This window comes from Pseudomonas siliginis (genome assembly GCF_019145195.1).
Taxonomy (GTDB): Bacteria; Pseudomonadota; Gammaproteobacteria; order Pseudomonadales; family Pseudomonadaceae; genus Aquipseudomonas; species Aquipseudomonas siliginis.
Window position 1 is genome coordinate 159,087 of the sequence record NZ_JAHSTW010000005.1, and the last position, 16,959, is coordinate 176,045.

At 62.5% G+C, this 16,959-nt stretch carries 10 protein-coding genes; 8 read left to right on the forward strand and 2 right to left on the reverse strand.

What is annotated here, in order from left to right; translation table 11 throughout:
• The first annotated feature begins 186 nt into the window (after nt 1-186).
• The 3 genes from KVG87_RS12230 to KVG87_RS12240 are packed head-to-tail and all read left to right on the forward strand — an operon-like array spanning nt 187 to nt 4,747.
• Nucleotides 187-1,350 (forward strand): efflux RND transporter periplasmic adaptor subunit, encoded by a 1,164-nt coding sequence (locus KVG87_RS12230; protein ID WP_217850867.1) that lies wholly within the window; start codon nt 187-189, stop codon nt 1,348-1,350.
• Nucleotides 1,351-3,321, forward strand: coding sequence for a MacB family efflux pump subunit (locus KVG87_RS12235; protein ID WP_217850869.1), 1,971 nt, complete (start codon nt 1,351-1,353; stop codon nt 3,319-3,321).
• A 7-nt stretch (nt 3,322-3,328) separates the two neighbouring features.
• Nucleotides 3,329-4,747, forward strand: a complete 1,419-nt coding sequence (locus KVG87_RS12240) for an efflux transporter outer membrane subunit (RefSeq protein WP_217850872.1) — start codon at nt 3,329-3,331, stop codon at nt 4,745-4,747.
• A 615-nt stretch (nt 4,748-5,362) separates the two neighbouring features.
• On the opposite strand, the gene pvdP is transcribed toward KVG87_RS12240, so the two are convergent.
• A complete protein-coding gene (gene pvdP / locus KVG87_RS12245) occupies nt 5,363-6,988 on the reverse strand; it encodes a pyoverdine maturation tyrosinase PvdP (protein WP_217850874.1) in 1,626 nt (541 codons plus the stop codon).
• 207 nt (nt 6,989-7,195) lie between these two features.
• Here pvdP and pvdM point away from each other — a divergent pair, with 207 nt between their 5' ends.
• The 5 genes from pvdM to KVG87_RS12270 all read left to right on the forward strand — a co-directional run bounded on the left by pvdM (nt 7,196) and on the right by KVG87_RS12270 (nt 15,125).
• On the forward strand, nt 7,196-8,560 hold the full coding sequence (gene pvdM, locus KVG87_RS12250; protein ID WP_217850876.1) for a pyoverdine-tailoring dipeptidase-like protein PvdM: 1,365 nt from the start codon (nt 7,196-7,198) through the stop codon (nt 8,558-8,560).
• Entirely contained in the window at nt 8,557-9,843 is a 1,287-nt protein-coding gene (gene pvdN, locus KVG87_RS12255; protein ID WP_217850878.1) for a pyoverdine-tailoring periplasmic protein PvdN, read from the forward strand. Before pvdM ends, pvdN begins: the two co-directional genes overlap by 4 nt.
• Nucleotides 9,844-9,879: 36 nt before the next feature.
• Nucleotides 9,880-10,767, forward strand: a complete 888-nt coding sequence (gene pvdO / locus KVG87_RS12260) for a dihydropyoverdine dehydrogenase (RefSeq protein WP_217850881.1) — start codon at nt 9,880-9,882, stop codon at nt 10,765-10,767.
• A 109-nt stretch (nt 10,768-10,876) separates the two neighbouring features.
• Complete coding sequence (locus tag KVG87_RS12265) at nt 10,877-12,526, forward strand: cyclic peptide export ABC transporter (protein WP_217850883.1); 1,650 nt, start codon at nt 10,877-10,879, stop codon at nt 12,524-12,526.
• Between the two features lie 115 nt (nt 12,527-12,641).
• Nucleotides 12,642-15,125 (forward strand): TonB-dependent siderophore receptor, encoded by a 2,484-nt coding sequence (locus KVG87_RS12270; protein ID WP_217850885.1) that lies wholly within the window; start codon nt 12,642-12,644, stop codon nt 15,123-15,125.
• An 844-nt stretch (nt 15,126-15,969) separates the two neighbouring features.
• On the opposite strand, the gene KVG87_RS12275 is transcribed toward KVG87_RS12270, so the two are convergent.
• Nucleotides 15,970-16,926 carry an alpha/beta hydrolase gene (locus tag KVG87_RS12275; RefSeq protein WP_217850887.1) on the reverse strand — a complete coding sequence of 319 codons (957 nt, stop codon included), beginning with the start codon at nt 16,924-16,926 and terminating at the stop codon, nt 15,970-15,972.
• Nucleotides 16,927-16,959: the final 33 nt, after the last annotated feature.

The following is a 16,959-nucleotide window of genomic DNA, read 5'->3' on the forward strand; positions in this document are numbered from 1 at the left end:
TAATTTATAGTAATTCTCATATAGATTTAAAGAGTTGATTCCATATCCCGGACAAATAGTCGTGGCCCGGCGTCCGGTAACTCGATGTGTCTGCGGCTAAATTCCGTCGCCCATGCCTCGTTTACAGGACAGCCCCTGTGTCTGTCGTGCCTTGCGACGGGCCGCAACCACTGGCCGGAACCCTGCATGAATCGTCCCCGCCCCGCCCGTCGCGCGCTGTTTGTCGCCCTCTGTCTGATTCCCGTGATCGCCGTAGCTGCCTGGCAAGTCTTGCCACCCGGTCGCGACGCCGTTGCCACTGTGCAGGTCAGCCGCGGCGATATCGAAAATAGCGTGACAGCGCTCGGCACCTTGCAGCCGCGCCGCTATGTGGATGTCGGCGCACAGGCTTCGGGGCAGATTCAGAAGATTCACGTCGAGGCCGGCGATACGGTCAAGGAAGGCCAGTTGCTGGTGGAAATCGACCCGTCGACACAGAAAGCCAAGCTCGATGCCGGGCGCTTTTCCATCGAGAACCTCAAGGCGCAGCTGCAGGAGCAACGTGCCCAGCACGATCTGGCGCAGCAGAAATACCAGCGCCAGCAGAAACTCGCCGCCGGTGGCGCCACCCGCGAAGAAGACGTGCAGACCGCGCGCGCCGAGGTTCGCGCAACGCAGGCGCGCATCGACATGTTCCAGGCGCAGATCCGTCAGGCCCAGGCCAGCCTGCGCAGCGACGAGGCGGAACTCGGTTACACGCGCATCTATGCGCCGATGAGCGGCACCGTGGTCGCCGTCGGTGCGCGCGAAGGCCAGACCCTCAACGCGCAGCAACAGACCCCGCTGATCCTGCGCATCGCCCGGCTGTCGCCGATGACGGTGTGGGCCGAGGTTTCAGAGGCCGACATCGGCCACGTCAAACCCGGCATGACCGCCTACTTCACCACCCTCAGCGGTGGCACTCGGCGCTGGAGCAGCACCGTGCGGCAGATCCTGCCGGTGCCGCCACGTCCGCTTGAACAGAATCAGGGCGGCAGCCCTACCAGTGGTCGCAGCGGCAGCGAACGCGTGGTTCTTTATACCGTGCTACTCGACGTCGACAACGCCGATCACAGCCTGATGACCGACATGACCGCCCAGGTGTTCTTTGTCGCGCAACAGGCGCAAGACACCCTGACCGTGCCGACTGCCGCCCTGCAACCGGGCTCGCGTCCGCAGTGGCAGCGAGCGCAGATCGTCGCTGCCAACGGTGATATTCAGGCGCGCGAAGTACGCACCGGCATCAGCGATCGCCTGCGCACCCAAGTGCTGGAAGGTCTGGCCGAGGGCGAGCATGTTCTCAGCGCACCGGCCACTGGTCATGGAGGCTGAATGCACACGCCCCTGATCGACCTGCGGCAGATCCGCAAAGCCTACGGCGGTGATGACAGCCCGCTGGTGGAAGTGCTGCGCGGGATCGATCTGTCGATCCACGCCGGCGAGTTCGTTGCCATCGTCGGCGCCTCCGGTTCGGGCAAATCGACGCTGATGAATATCCTCGGTTGCCTCGACCGTCCCACCAGCGGCGAGTATCTGTTCGCCGGGGAAAACGTCGCGCATCTGGACAGTGATGAACTGGCCTGGCTGCGCCGCGAAGCGTTCGGTTTTGTCTTTCAGGGCTATCACCTGATCCCGTCCGGCTCGGCCCAGGAAAACGTCGAGATGCCAGCGATCTATGCCGGCACCCCGGCCGCCGAGCGGCATGCCCGAGCTCACGCGCTGCTGCAACGTCTCGGCCTCGGCACTCGCACTGGCAATCGTCCGCATCAGCTTTCCGGCGGCCAGCAACAGCGGGTGTCGATCGCCCGTGCGCTGATGAATGGCGGCCATATCATCCTCGCCGACGAGCCGACTGGCGCCCTCGACAGCCACAGCGGCGCCGAGGTCATGACCCTGCTCGACGAACTCGCCGATCAGGGTCATGTGGTGATCCTCATCACCCACGACCGCGAAGTGGCGCAACGGGCCAAACGCATTATCGAAATCCGTGACGGCCTGATCATCAGTGACAGCGACGAGCACGCGTGCGCGCCGCCTGCGGCCAATCCCGGGGCGTTGCAAGCGGTCGACCTGCGCCAGCGCCTGAGCAACGGCAGCAACCAGACCGGCGCCTGGAAAGGTGAACTGGTCGACGCTGTACAAGCGGCGTGGCGAGTGATGTGGATCAACCGCTTTCGCACGGCGCTGACCCTGCTGGGCATCGTCATTGGCGTGGCCTCGGTGGTGGTCATGCTCGCCGTCGGCGAAGGCAGCAAGCGTCAGGTCATGGCACAAATGGGCGCGTTCGGCTCGAACATCATTTACCTCAGCGGTTCGGCGCCGAACCCGCGTACACCGGAGGGCATCATCACCCTCGACGACGTCGCCGAACTGTCCACCCTGCCCCAGGTGGAACGGATCATGCCGGTCAACGGCTCGACCGCCGGGGTGCGCTTTGGCAACGCCGACCACAGCAGTTACGTCGGCGGCAATGACACCAACTTTCCGCAGATTTTCAACTGGCCGGTGATCCAGGGCAGTTACTTCACCCAGGCCGACGAGGACAGCGCCGCCGCCGTCGCGGTGATCGGCACCAAGGTCCGCGACAAATTGCTCAAGGATGTCGCCGACCCCATCGGTCAATACATCCTCATCGAAAACGTGCCGTTCCAGATCCTCGGCGTGCTTGCGGAAAAAGGCGCCAGCTCCGGCGACTCCGATAGCGACAACCGCATCGCCGTTCCCTACTCGGCGGCGAGCACGCGCCTGTTCGGCAGCCGCAATCCACAATACGTGGTGATTGCCGCCAAGGACGCGCGCAAGGTCAAGGACGCCGAACAGGCCATCGAACAGGCGATGTTGCGTCGGCACCACGGCAAGAAGGATTTCGAGCTGACCAACAATGCCGCGATGATCCAGGCCGAAGCGCGCACGCAAGGCACGCTGTCGCTGATGCTGGGGGCGATTGCGGCGATTTCCCTGCTGGTCGGCGGTATCGGCGTGATGAACATCATGCTCATGACCGTGCGCGAACGTACCCGCGAGATCGGTATTCGCATGGCCACCGGCGCCCGTCAGCGCGACATCCTCCGTCAGTTTCTCACTGAAGCCTTGATGCTCTCGGTAGTCGGCGGTATCGCCGGAATTGGCATGGCGCTGCTGGTCGGCGGCGTGTTGTTGCTCAGTGGCGTGGCGATCGCCTTTCAAGGGCTGGCGGTGATCGGTGCGTTTGCCTGTGCGCTGGTCACCGGCGTCATTTTCGGCTTCATGCCGGCCCGCAAAGCTGCCCGGCTTGACCCGGTCACGGCCCTTACCAGTGAATGATCGACCTATGAAAGTGCGACTGACCTTCCTCGCCGCCAGCCTGTTGCTGGCGGCCTGCAGCGGCCCGGCGCCGCGCCTCGACAGCGGCGTGCAGCCACCGAGCGCGTGGCAGTCCGCCGACACCCCCGGCGCGCTGCAGAGCAATCGGCAATGGTGGACGCAATTCGGCAGCCCCGAGCTGGAGCGGCTGGTGGAACAGGCGCGGCTGGGCAGCTACGACCTCGCCGCCGCCGTGGCGCGAGTCAGACAGGCCGAGGCCAGCGCAACCATCGCCGGCGCCCCGCTGTTGCCCGAACTCAAGGCCGGGCTGAATGCCAATCGGCAGAAACTGATCCACGGCAAGGGCTACAGCCAATTGGATGTCAGCCCGGAGAATCGCTCGCTGGATTATTACGACGCCGAGCTCAGCGCCAGTTACGAAATCGATTTCTGGGGCGGAAATCGAGCAGCGCGTGACAGTGCGGTGTTCGGTGTGCAGGCCAGCGAGTTCGACCGCGCTACTGTTGAACTGACCTTGCTCAGCGGCGTCGCCAACAGTTACACCCAGGCTCTGGCCTTGCGTGAGCAGGCGCGCATTGCCGAACTCAATCTGAAAAATGCGCAGAATGTGCTGCAGCTGGTGCAGACCCGTTTTGACGCCGGCAGCGCCACTGCGCTGGAACTGGCCCAGCAGAAAAGCCTGGTGGCCGAACAACAGCGTCGCCTGCCGCTGGTGCAACAACAGGCCCGCGAAGCACTGATCAGCCTCGCCGCCCTGCTCGGCCAACCGGTGCAAGCGTTGCCGTTGCCCGAGCAATCCTTCGCCCAATTGCACTGGCCGGACATCGCCAGTGGCGTGCCGAGCGACTTGCTCAGTCGCCGCCCGGACATTGCCAGCGCCGAGGCCAGACTGGCGGCGGCGCAGGCTGATGTCACCGTCGCCCGCGCCGCGATGCTGCCGAAAATCACCCTGACCGCCAGCCTCGGCAGCGGCGCCGATCTGGCCGCCGATTTGCTGCGCACGACGTTCTACAACCTGTCCTCGGGGCTGACCGCGCCGATCTTCAACAACGGCCGCCTCAGCGCCGAACGCGACAAGGCCAAGGCCCGACAGGATGAACTGCTGGAGACCTATCGCGGGGCAATCATCAACGGCTTCGCCGACGTCGAAAAAGCCCTCAGCAGCATTCGTGGCCTCGACGAACAACGGCAATGGCAAAGCGAAGAACTGAGCCAGGCACAAACCGCCTTCGACATCGCCCAGAGTCGCTACCAGGCCGGCGCCGAAGACCTGCTCACCGTCCTGCAAACCCAGCGCACGCTTTATGCCGCGCAAGACCTCAACGTGCAGCTGCGCCTGTCGCGATTGCAGGCGAGCATTGCCTTGTACAAAGCGTTGGGGGGCGGCTGGGGGGGTGATCTGACAGAGATGCGTCGAATGGACTGACGCCTTCGCGAGCAGGCTCGCTCCCACAAATGGAATTCGGTTTGGACCGAAATCTCCGCCACGAACAAGGCACCATGTGGGAGCGAGCCTGCTCGCGAAGAGGTCCTGTCAGGCACTGATCCACCTGAATGACACAACGCATTCGCGAGCAGGCTCGCTCCCACAAATGGAATTCGGTTTGGACCGAAATCTCCGCCACGAACAAGGCCGATGTGGGAGCGAGCCTGCTCGCGAAGAGGTCGTGTCAGGCACTGATGCATCTGAATGACACACCGCCTTCGCGAGCAGGCTCGCTCCCACAAATGGAATTCGGTTTGGACCTGAATCTCCGCCACGAACAAGGCCCATGTGGGAGCGAGCCTGCTCGCGAAGAGGTGCTGTCAGGCACTGATGCATCTGAATGACACTCCGCATTCGCGAGAAGGCTCACTCCCACAAATGGAATTCGGTTTGGACCGAGATCTTCGGCACGACCAAGGCCCCATATGGGAGCGAGCCTGCTCGGGAAGAGGCCTTGTCAGGCACTGATGCATCTGGATGACACACCGCATTCGCGAGCAGGCTCGCTCCCGCAAGGGGATTGCGAACTATTCTGCGTGTGTGTGTTGAACCAATCTAGAGCTGTCGGCCCTTGACCTTCAGGTGCCGCGCATACCAAGGGCGCTGTGGCACTTTGCGGAACAGCTCGGTCATGTTGTCTTCATCGCCGAAGGTGATACGCAGCGCCAGCTTCATGGTCTCCGGGTCCATCTCCACTGAGCGTCCGACTTGCAGCCCGGGCACGGTGCTGCAGCCGTGGGTGTCGGGGCCGAGCCAGGGGTCGGCGACTTCCACCCAGCGTCCCGGTGCAAACCACGGCACGCCGTTGACTTCCAAACGACTCACTTCGCCCGGGTGAAAACGTTCATGGGCGCGGAACCAGTCTTCCAGGCGATCATCAATCCAGCCATGGAAACGCCAGAAAACCGGATTCACATGGGAGGAAAACGGATCACCGAGAAAGTCGTTTTCCGGCGCATACCAGCGCGCAGCGAAGTCCGCCTGATCGCGCGCCATCGGCACTGGAATGTCATTGGATGGGTCACGCGCCACCGAAGCCCAGCGCATGTGCAGCCAGTCGTGCAGGCCCAGTTCGACTTCCGAGCCGAACTGGCCAAGGGTCAATTTCGACAAATAACGCGGATCACGATACTGCGATTCCCAAACCAGAAAATTGCTATGAAAAGTCTCCGCCGCTTTGATGTCGCTGACCCACTTGGTGTACTCGTCATCGCCCTCGGCCAGCCAGGTCGGCGGCAGCGAATTGCCGTCATGATTGTCGAAGTAACGGGCGAAACCCTGGCGGTCCCGCTCCAGCTCAGGCTGCGGCTGCGGGAACGCCGGCCAGGAAGGCAAATCCTGCATCGAGCGGGCGATGCCTAGCATGTGCCGATGCATAAAGAAAAAATCCACGCCCGAGCCATTGCGATCCTTGCTTGGCCCACGGGCGTCGCGCTCCTTGTCACGCGGCCCGGGCTGCCAGCCGATGCCGCGCAGCGCTTCGCGTTTTTTCTCCGGGAGCTTGTGCCACTTGTCGCGGGTGGCGTGCCAGAGCTGGTGGAACAACCGATGCTCGGGCGCCACCAGCCAGGCCAACAGTTGCGGATTAAGCCCGGTGCGTTCACGGGCCTCGGGAAAACGCCGCTTGATAGCGATGAACTGATTGTCCAGCTCGGGCAAGGCCAACGGCCGGTCCAGGCGCAGCACTTGCCCGGTGAACGTGGCGCTGCCGGCATTGCCGAACGCCGCCCAGACTTCATCCAGTTTGACTTTGAATTCATACACCGGTGGCGCCAGCGGCGCATCGGTGCGCAGCAGGCGCCAATACATCTCGGCGCCGTTGCCCGGCGCCAGATCGCCAACCACTTGATAACGCACAGGCCCTTCGGCACGCAGATTCGCTCCGGTGTCGAGATAACCGCGCAGGCCGCGCCCACGATGAGCGATGTCGAGAAACAGCTCCAGGCCTTGCGCCGGCAAACCATCAAGCCCCGCCGCCGCACCGGTAAAGCGAATGTCCCAGACCCCACGCAAATTGTCCGCCAGCTGTTGCCCGGCGGTGTCCGCCAGATCGACCGTGGCCTCGCCCGGGGTGATCGGAAACTCCTCGCGGGTCAATTCACGATGTGCATAAAAAGCGGCAGGCAGCGCGGCGCCCGTGAGTGCCATGCCCGCCATGAACCAGCGTCGAGAGATCGTCATTGCCCTACCTGTGTCAGCCATGAAGCAGGCTTTATCCAAGCTAGAACGTTTGCTCGGCGCGGAAATTTACGCCGCCGGCAATCACCACCCGCGCCGCTGCCGGGCATTTGTAACGCACACCTAAATTAGCCGTGCAGCCACTCGTTCTTCCCAGATAGCAAAGGCCCCTGCGCCTGTACCTCGACGGCGAACCTGAATGAGATGGCAATGACAAAACCGCGTTGGAAAAAGGCTCTATTCATCGGCCTGCCGCTGGCCCTGGCGATCAGTGCCGGCGCAGGATTTCTGGCCTGGGATTACTGGAACAACCCCGGCTATCCGGTGAAGGTGATGAAACAGGCGAGCGAGTTGCAGGATCGCCTGCTGTCGTTCGACAGCCACATCACCGTGCCGCTGAGTTTCGGCAGCCACGACCACGAAGCCGACAAGGATGGCTCGGGCCAGTTCGACCTGGTCAAGGCCAATCGTGGGCGCTTGTCCGGCGCAGCATTGACGGTGTTTGGCTGGCCGGAAATGTGGAACGGCCCGAATGCCCCGCACCGTCCGACCGAGGGTTTTGTCGAAGAAGCGCGCAATCAGCAGGAGGTGCGTTACAAGATCATTTCCGGGATTGTCCGCGACTTCCCCAATCAGGCCGGCATCGCCTACACGCCGGATGATTTCCGCCGCCTGCACGGCGAAGGCAAGTTTGCGATTTTCATCAGCATGCTCAACGCCTACCCGCTGGGCAATGACCTGAGCAAACTCGACCTGTGGGCCGGGCGCGGCATGCGCATGTTCGGTTTCAGTTACATCGGCAACAACAGCTGGGCCGACTCGTCGCGGCCGCTACCGTTTTTCAATGATTCGCCCGACGCCCTCGATGGCCTGTCGGACATCGGTAAACAAGCGGTGCAGCGCTTGAACGATCTGGGCGTGATCATCGACGTTTCGCAGATGTCGACCAAGGCCCTCGAGCAAGTCGCCGAACTGAGCCGCACACCGCTGGTGGCCTCGCACTCGGCGCCACGGGCGGCGGTAGATATCCCGCGCAACCTCAGCGACAAAGAGCTGCAACTGATCAAGAACAGTGGCGGCGTGTTGCAGGTCGTCGCCTTCTCGCAGTACCTGAAACCGCTGACCCAGGGCACGCAGGACAAACTCAATGCGTTGCGTGCGCGCTTCGATCTGCCGCCACTGCCCAACCTGGCGATGGCGCTGATGCCTGGCGATCCGATCATCACCGCCTGGTCGGAACAGAAGCTCGGCCAGTACGCCAGCGGCCTCTACGCGATCCTCGAAGAGGAACCGAAAGCCACCCTCAAGGACTTCGGCGACGCCATCGATTACACGGTGCGCAAGATCGGTATCGACCACGTCGGCATTGCTTCGGATTTCAACGATGGTGGCGGCATCAAGGGCTGGGAAAACGTCGGCGAGATCCGCAACGTCACCGCCGAACTGCTACAGCGCGGCTACTCCGAAGCGGACATTGCCAAGCTCTGGGGCGGCAACTTCATGCGCGTTTGGGATCAGGTGCAAAAAGCCGCGAAACCGGCGCTGGCGTCACGCCAGGAGGTGGCCCGGCCATGACCGATCGTCGCACTTTTCTCAAGCAGGCCGGCCTGCTCGCCGCCGCCCTGCCCCTGGGCGCCAGCCTGAGTGCTCCGGCGGCCATCGCTGCCGTGCCGACCGCGTCGCGAGACAAATGGGCGCAGTTGCGTCAAATGTTCGATCAGGATCCCCAAGCGATTCACTTCGCCAATTTCCTCGTCACCTCGCATCCCAAACCGGTGCGCGAAGCGATCGAACGCCATCGCGCGGCGCTGGATCTGAATCCGGGTCTGGCGATGGATTGGGATCTGGGCGTCACCGAGAAGCGCGAAGAAAACGTGCGCCATTGGGCCGGCCAATACCTGCAAGCCAAACCGGCGCAGATCGCCCTGACCGGCAGCACCACCGAAGGCCTGGCGATGATCTACGGCAGCGTGCAGGTGCGCGCGGATCAGGAAATTCTCACCACGGTTCACGAGCACTACTCGACGCGCAACATTCTCGATTTCCGCAGCCGTCGTGACGGTACGCGCGTGCGCAAACTCAAGCTGTTCGAAACCCCGCAGAGCATTTCTCTGGATCAGGTACTCGACACGATCAATCGCAATATCCGCCCCGAGACCCGCGTGCTGGGCATGACCTGGGTGCATTCCGGCAGCGGTGTGAAGCTGCCGATCAGCGACATCTCGCGGCTGGTCGACGAGCACAACCGTCAGCGCGACGACCAGGACCGGCTGATCTACGTGGTCGATGGCGTGCACGGTTTCGGCGTCGACGACTTGAGTTTCCCGCAGATGAACTGCGACTTTTTCATCGCCGGCACGCACAAGTGGATGTTCGGCCCGCGCGGCACCGGCATCGTCTGCAGCCGCACCGAAGAACTGAAATACGTCAGCCCCAGCGTGCCGACCTTCTCCGAGGCCACGGCTTTCTCGACCATCATGACCCCGGGCGGCTACCACGCCTTCGAGCATCGCTGGGCGCTGGACGAAGCCTTCAAGTTGCACCTGCAACTGGGCAAGGCCGAGGTGCAGACGCGCATTCATCAGCTCAACAGTTACCTCAAGCAACGCTTGCAGGAGCACCGCAACATCGAGTTGGTGACCCCGCTCGCCTCGCAGTTCTCCGCCGGTTTCACCTTCTTCCGGATCAAGGGCCAGGACAGCGATGAAGTAGCTGCCTGGCTGATGCAGAACCGGGTGATCTGCGACGCGGTCAGCCGCGACGTCGGGCCGGTGATTCGCACCGCGCCGGGCTTGCTCAACAACGAAGCCGAAGTGGATCGCTTCATGGACATCCTCGGCAAAAAGCTGCGTGCCTGACCCTCGACTGCCGTTTTCCTTTCAAAGAGACGACCCATGAAAAAGCCTCACGCGTCACTCCTCTCCAAAGCCCTGCCCGCACTGGCGCTAAGCGCCCTCTGCGCTGCGCTGTTGCCCGGCAGCGCGCAGGCGTCGACCGCGCCCGCTGCGGGCAAAGTGTTCAAGGACTGCAAGGACTGCCCGGAAATGGTCGTGCTGCCAACCGGCAGCTACACCATGGGCACGCCGGACGATGAAGTCGGCCGCCAACCCGACGAAGGCCCGCTGCACACCGTGACGTTCAGCAAACCGTTCGCTATCAGCCGCTCGCAGGTGCTGGTGGGCGAATGGGACGCCTACGTGCGCGAGACCGGCAACAAACCTTACGACTTCGATGACCGCCCGGGCCGTCGTTGCACCGCCGGCAAACCGGAATTCAAACAGACGCCACGCGACCCGGCCGTGTGCATGAACGTCGCCGAAGCCCAGGGCTACATCGAATGGCTGTCGAAAAAGACCGGCCACGCCTATCGCCTGCAAAGCGAATCGATCCGCGAATACGCCGCCCGTGGCGGCAGCACCGGGCCTTTCCCCTTCCCGTTCGATGAGGGCAAGGATTACCAGATCTCCAAACACGCCAACACTTACGGCGCGGCCGACGGCTACAACTTCACCTCGCCGGCCGGCACCTTCCCGGCCAATGCGTTTGGCGTGTTCGACGCCCACGGCAACGTCTACGAATGGACCGCCGATTGCTATCACCCGGACTACTCCGGCGTGCCCGCCGACGGTCGCCCATGGACCCAGGAAAACTGCGAACGCCAGGTCATGCGCGGCAACGACTGGGGCGAAGCGCCGATCTTCTCGCGCTCGGGCAACCGCAACAGCAGCTGGCCGACCAGCAAGGGCGACTGGCTGGGCTTTCGCGTAGTACGCGACCTCTGATCCCGCCCTCGACGAGCGCAGCCACGCCTGCGCTCGTTTAAAGAAACTCCGCGACCATTCGTTTTCCTTAAGTACCGGCACTCCCTCCGCATCGAAGCAGGAATCCTCCATGACCAAGCCTACGCGTGGGGCGATCAACGAATTGTTCGCCCTGCTCAAGCCCTTCCGCCTGATCGTCTCGGCGTCCATCGTGCTCGGCATGCTCGGCGGCCTGAGCGTCACCGTGCTGCTGGCGACCATCAACAACGCCCTGCATTCCGATGACGGCCTGACCCGCACGGTGGTGATGATCTTCGCCGGCCTCTGTGCCCTGGCCCTGCTGACCACGATCCTGTCGGACATCGGCACCAACTACGTCGGCCAGCACATCATCGCCAAACTGCGCAAAGAGCTGGGGGAGAAAGTCCTGTCGGCGCCGATCGACCAGATCGAACGCTATCGCAGCCATCGCCTGATTCCGGTGCTGACCCACGACGTCGACACCATCAGCGACTTCGCCTTTGCCTTCGCGCCCCTGGCGATCTCCATGACCGTGACCCTTGGTTGTCTCGGCTATCTGGCCATGCTGTCGTGGCCGATGTTCCTGATGATGCTGGTGGCCATCGCCATCGGCACCACCATCCAGGCGATTGCGCGGGCCAAGGGCATGCGCGGTTTCTACGCCGCCCGCGATTCCGAAGACGAACTGCAAAAGCACTACAACGCGATCGCCGAAGGCGCCAAGGAACTGCGCATTCACCGCCCGCGCCGCCAGCGCATGTTCGTCGCCGGCATTCAGAAAACCGCCGAGAAAATCTGCGACACCCAGATCAGATCGATCAACACCTTCGTCATCGCCAAGTCGTTTGGCTCGATGCTGTTCTTCGTGGTCATCGGCATGGCCCTGGCCCTGCAATCGCTGTGGCCGAGTGCCGACAAAGCGGTGATGAGCGGTTTCGTTCTGGTGCTGCTGTACATGAAGGGGCCGCTGGAACACTTGATCAGCACCCTGCCGATCATCAGCCGCGCGCAGATTGCCTTCCGCCGCATTGCCGAACTCAGCGAACAGTTCTCATCACCGGAACCGCACCTGTTGCTGCAGGATCAGGGCAGCAAGCCAGCCGCCGTCAACAGCCTGGAACTGCGCAACGTGCGCTACGCCTTCCCGGCGGTGGAAGGCAGCGAGCCGTTCCGCCTCGGGCCGGTGAACCTGCGCATCGAACAGGGCGACATTGTGTTTATCGTCGGTGAGAACGGCTGCGGCAAGACCACGCTGATCAAATTGCTGCTGGGGTTGTATGCGCCGACCGAGGGCGAAATCCGCGTTAACGACAAGCCGATAACCGCCGTCAACCGCGATGATTACCGGCAGAACTTCACCACGATCTTCGCCGATTACTACCTGTTCGATGACTTGATCCAGGGCGATCGTGAAGTGCCGCAGGATGCCACCCGCTACCTGGAACGTCTGGAGATCGCGCACAAGGTCAGCGTGCGCGACGGCGCCTTCAGCACTACCGACCTGTCCACCGGTCAGCGCAAACGCCTGGCACTGGTCAACGCCTGGCTCGAAGAGCGCCCGGTGCTGGTGTTCGATGAATGGGCAGCGGATCAGGATCCGACCTTCCGGCGCATCTTCTATACCGAGTTGCTCCCCGACCTCAAACGTCTGGGCAAAACCATCATCGTGATTTCCCACGACGACCGTTACTTCGACGTCGCCGACCAACTGGTGCGCATGGAGGCCGGCAAGGTCAGAAGCGAACTACAAACCGCTTGATCGAGGCAGCCGCGACCGGGCCGGAGAAAAAACTTTTCCGGTTTGCCGCGGCTTCCTCGTCTTAATGAGATGAATAAGAACCATTAACAACTATACCTGCCAAGGTCTTAACCTCATGTCCGCATCCCGTTTCATGCTTCGCCCTCTGACTCGAGCCCTGCTGATGCACGGCGCGACCCGCACACGCCTGGCCGGTAGCGGCCTGGGTCTGGCACTGACCCTCGCGGCAGCGCCGTATGTCCAGGCCCAGGAATGGACCCTGAACATCCCGGCCCAACCGCTGGCCCAGGCCCTGCAAACCCTCGGTCAGCAGACCAGCCTGCAAATCGTCTACAGCCCGGAAAGCCTGCAAGGCCTGCGCTCCAGCGCCCTCAACGGCCGCTATCAGGATGACGAGTCGCTCAAGGCCATGCTCAGCGGCACCGGCATTCGCTATCAGCGTGACGGCAACACCGTCACCGTGCTCGGCCCGGCCACTGGCGGCAGCGCGATGGAGCTGGCGCCGACCAACGTCAACGCCAACCGCCTCGGCGCCACCACCGAAGGCAGCAACTCGTACACCACCGGCGGCGTGACCATCGGCAAAGGCGTGCACTCGCTGAAGGAAACGCCGCAGTCGGTCACGGTGATGACCCGCAAGATGCTCGATGACCAGAACCTCAACACCATCGAACAGGTGATGGAGAAGACCCCGGGCATCACCGTCTACGACTCGCCAATGGGCGGCAAGTATTTCTACTCCCGCGGTTTCCGCATGACCGGCCAGTACCAGTACGACGGCGTGCCGCTGGACATCGGCAGCAGCTACGTGCAGGCGGACAGCTTCAACAGTGACATGGCCATCTACGACCGCGTGGAAATCCTCCGCGGCGCGGCCGGCATGATGAAGGGCGCGGGCGGCACCGCCGGCGGCGTCAACTTCGTGCGCAAGCGCGGCCAGGACACCCCGCACACACAGCTGTCTCTGTCGGCCGGAACCTGGGACAACTATCGCGGCCAGGTCGACACCGGCGGCCCGCTGAACGACGCCGGCACTGTCCGTGGCCGCGCCGTGGTGACCCAGCAGACCCGTAAGTATTTCTACGACGTGGCCGAACGCCGTGATCAGATCTACTACGGCGCCCTGGACTTCGACCTCAGCCCCGACACCACCCTCGGTCTGGGCATGGCCTATGAAGACGTCGACGCCACCCCGTGCTGGGGCGGCCTGCCGCGCTACGCCGACGGCTCCGACCTGCACCTGAAACGCTCCACCTGCCTGAACACCTCGTGGAACAACCAGCGCAGCAAACGCGCCACCTACTTCGCCGACGTCAAACACCAGTTCAGCGATGACTGGTCGCTGAAAGTCGCCGGTGTCTACTCGCGCAACACTCAGGACATGGAATATTCCTTCCCGAGCGGCACAGTGCCGTTGGGCGCCACCGCCACCAACACGCTGATGCTCGGCAGTACCTATGACTACGATCAGCGCGACTACGGTTTCGATGCTTACGTCGACGGCAAATTCGACGCCTTCGGCCAGCAGCACGAACTGATCGTCGGCGCCAACGCCAGCCGTTCGCACAAGGACGACTTCTACGCGGTGGCGGCATTGCCACAGCGTCAGAACGTGTTCAACCCGAACCACAACATCCCGCAGCCGGATGAAAGCTACTACTTGGCCAACGCCTCCCGTGGCGGCCCGGTGGACATGCACATCAAGCAATACGGCGCTTACTCGATCGCCCGCCTGAAACTCGCCGACCCGATGACCCTGGTACTCGGCAGCCGGGTCAGCTGGTACAAATCCGACACCGATTCGGTGCAGTACTTCCGTGGCGAAGGCACCGAGGTCAACACCCAGTCCACCGAAACCGGCCAGGTCACGCCGTTCGCCGGCCTGCTCTACGACCTCAACGACAACCTGACCGCCTACGCCAGCTACACCGACATCTTTACCCCGCAAGGCTCGTACAAAACCATCGACGGCAGCACGCTCAAGCCGCTGATTGGCCAGAGCTACGAATTGGGGATCAAGGGTGAGTGGTACGACGGTCGTCTGAACACCACGTTCAACCTGTTCCGCACCATCCAGAAAGACGCGGCCCAGGATGACCTGCGGTGCGAAGACAGCTCCTGCCAGATCAACTCGGGCAAGGTCCGCGCCCAGGGCTTTGAAGCTGAAGTCAGCGGTGAAGTGATCGACCGCCTGCAATTGCTGGCCGGTTATACCTACACCCAGACCAAAGTGCTGGAAGACGCCGATGCTACTCAGGATGGCGCGGTCTACAACTCCTACGTGCCGCGTCACCTGTTGCGCGTCTGGGGTGATTACGCCCTGAGCGGGCCGCTGGATCGTGTGACGATTGGTGCGGGTGTCAATGCGCAGACAGGCACCTACCGCGTTTCGCCTCTGGGCGGGGACAATGTCGACGGCGCGGGTTATGCGGTCTGGAACGGTCGCATTGGTTATCGGATTGATGACACCTGGTCGGTGGCGTTGAACGGCAATAACCTGTTCGACAAGCGTTATTACGCGACCATTGGTACCGAGGGGTTCGGTAACTTCTACGGGGATCCGCGCAATTTTGTGATGTCGGTGAAGGCTGATTTCTGATTTTTTGATTTGAGCTGTGAGAGAGCCCCGCATTGTGAGATGCGGGGCTTTTTGGTTTTTGGGATTGGGGGGCATATCCGTTGCTGCGGTGAAGGCCACTTAGGGTTCCGCCCTTACGGCGGGTCACTTTTTCCAAACGCCGGAATGCCGGCCCCGCGAAAAGTAACCAAAAAGGCTTTGCCCCGGCGTACGGCCCGCTCGCTGGGGCTCGGGGTACCTTCGTTACGGGACCGATCCGGGCGCAGCCTGCCGAAGGGGCAAAAGATCAAGAGCCGGATCAAAAGCCAAAGCCAAAGCCAAAGCCAGATCAAAAGATCGCAGCCTTCGGCGGCTCCTACAGTTGGATCGCGTGAATTCGATAGGAATTGGTTACCTCGCAGATCGCCATCGCGAGCAGGCTCGCTCCTACAATTGGATTGAGTACATCAGAGGGAAACAGGTCGGCTGTCAGGACGCCTTCGCGAGCAGGCTCGCTCCCACAAAAGCAAAAGCAAGGCAGCGCAGCTGCCCGCGGCGAAGCCGCCCCACTCAACAATGAGCGTTAGCTCGAGTGCTTTTGATCTTGCTTTTGATCCACCGGCGACGTCGGGAGGCTGAGCGGAGGGATTGATCCGGGTGTGGGAGCGCAGCGACCGTCTGGCGCAGCCAGATACAGCGGAAGGAGGTGCAGCGAAGCAAACCGGAGCCGCTGCGCCCGGATCAGTCCCGGAGCGAAGGAACCCGAGCCTGCGAGGGCCGAACGTAGGAGCAAGCCTTTTGGGTTACCTTTTTGGCGTTTGAAAAAGGTGACCCGCCGTAAGGGCGGAACCGTAATCAGCAGCACCCGCAGAAACGGATATGCGCACTAAACCAGAGCCCGCGCAAGCGCCCCACCCACTCGCAAATAAACCTCCAGAACCCCAGGCACCACCGCCCCCAACCGCAACAAATCATGAGTCAACCCGGCACAAACCTCGACCTCGACCTCAACCCCCTGCCCACGCAGCCTGTCGACATAAGCCTGCCCCTCATCCAGCAATGGATCAAACCCGGCGAGCAGCACAATGGCCGGCGCAACCCCACGCAGATCCTCCGCCAGCAACGGCGAAAAGCGCCAATCCAGATAATCCTCCGACCCACGCGCGTAGTGCTGATAAAACCACTCCAGCGTGTCGTTCTCGAGCAAATACCCCTCGCCAAACAACAGCCGCGAATCATGCACCCGCGAAGCATCGGTCACCGGATAACACAACAACTGCGCCTTGGGCGCGATCGCCACCGTGTGCGGCTGCCGCACCGCCTGAATCGCCAGCACCGTCGCCAACGTGGCGCCCGCGCTGTCGCCACCAAACGCAACGCGCGAACCATCCAGGCCGAGGCTCACAGCCTGTTCGGCCAGCCAGGCCAAAGCGTCCTCGCCATCCTCCAGCGCCGTCGGAAAGCGATGCTCCGGCGCCAGTCGATAACCGACCGAGAGCACCGCACACGGCGTGCGCTGGCAAAACTCGCGGCAGACACCGTCGTGGGAATCCAGACTGCCAACCACAAACCCGCCACCGTGGAAATACACCAGCACCGGCAGCGGCGATTCAACACCGTTGGGCCGATACAAACGCAACGCCAGCGCCGCGCCATCCCGGGCCAGTGTCTCAATTTCGGTGACTTCAACATCCTGCGGCGCCGGCCAGCGCAGTTGCGCGGTGGTCTGCTCGAAGGTGGCGCGGGCCTCGCTCGGGGTCAGTTGGTGCATGGCCGGCAGACCGGCGTCCTGGCTGTCTTGAGCGAGGTCGAGGAAAGCTTCCAGATCAGGGTGTAACGACATCGATAAAAATCCTTGTATCCGCAATAAGACGGG

Coding starts and splice junctions, on each gene's coding strand:
- KVG87_RS12265 (WP_217850883.1), top strand. CDS start 10,877: ATGACCAAGCCTACGCGTGGGGCGATCAACGAATTGTTCGCCCTGCTC.
- pvdM (WP_217850876.1), top strand. CDS start 7,196: ATGACAAAACCGCGTTGGAAAAAGGCTCTATTCATCGGCCTGCCGCTG.
- pvdP (WP_217850874.1), bottom strand. CDS start 6,988: ATGACGATCTCTCGACGCTGGTTCATGGCGGGCATGGCACTCACGGGC.
- KVG87_RS12230 (WP_217850867.1), top strand. CDS start 187: ATGAATCGTCCCCGCCCCGCCCGTCGCGCGCTGTTTGTCGCCCTCTGT.
- KVG87_RS12275 (WP_217850887.1), bottom strand. CDS start 16,926: ATGTCGTTACACCCTGATCTGGAAGCTTTCCTCGACCTCGCTCAAGAC.
- KVG87_RS12270 (WP_217850885.1), top strand. CDS start 12,642: ATGTCCGCATCCCGTTTCATGCTTCGCCCTCTGACTCGAGCCCTGCTG.
- KVG87_RS12240 (WP_217850872.1), top strand. CDS start 3,329: ATGAAAGTGCGACTGACCTTCCTCGCCGCCAGCCTGTTGCTGGCGGCC.
- pvdN (WP_217850878.1), top strand. CDS start 8,557: ATGACCGATCGTCGCACTTTTCTCAAGCAGGCCGGCCTGCTCGCCGCC.
- KVG87_RS12235 (WP_217850869.1), top strand. CDS start 1,351: ATGCACACGCCCCTGATCGACCTGCGGCAGATCCGCAAAGCCTACGGC.
- pvdO (WP_217850881.1), top strand. CDS start 9,880: ATGAAAAAGCCTCACGCGTCACTCCTCTCCAAAGCCCTGCCCGCACTG.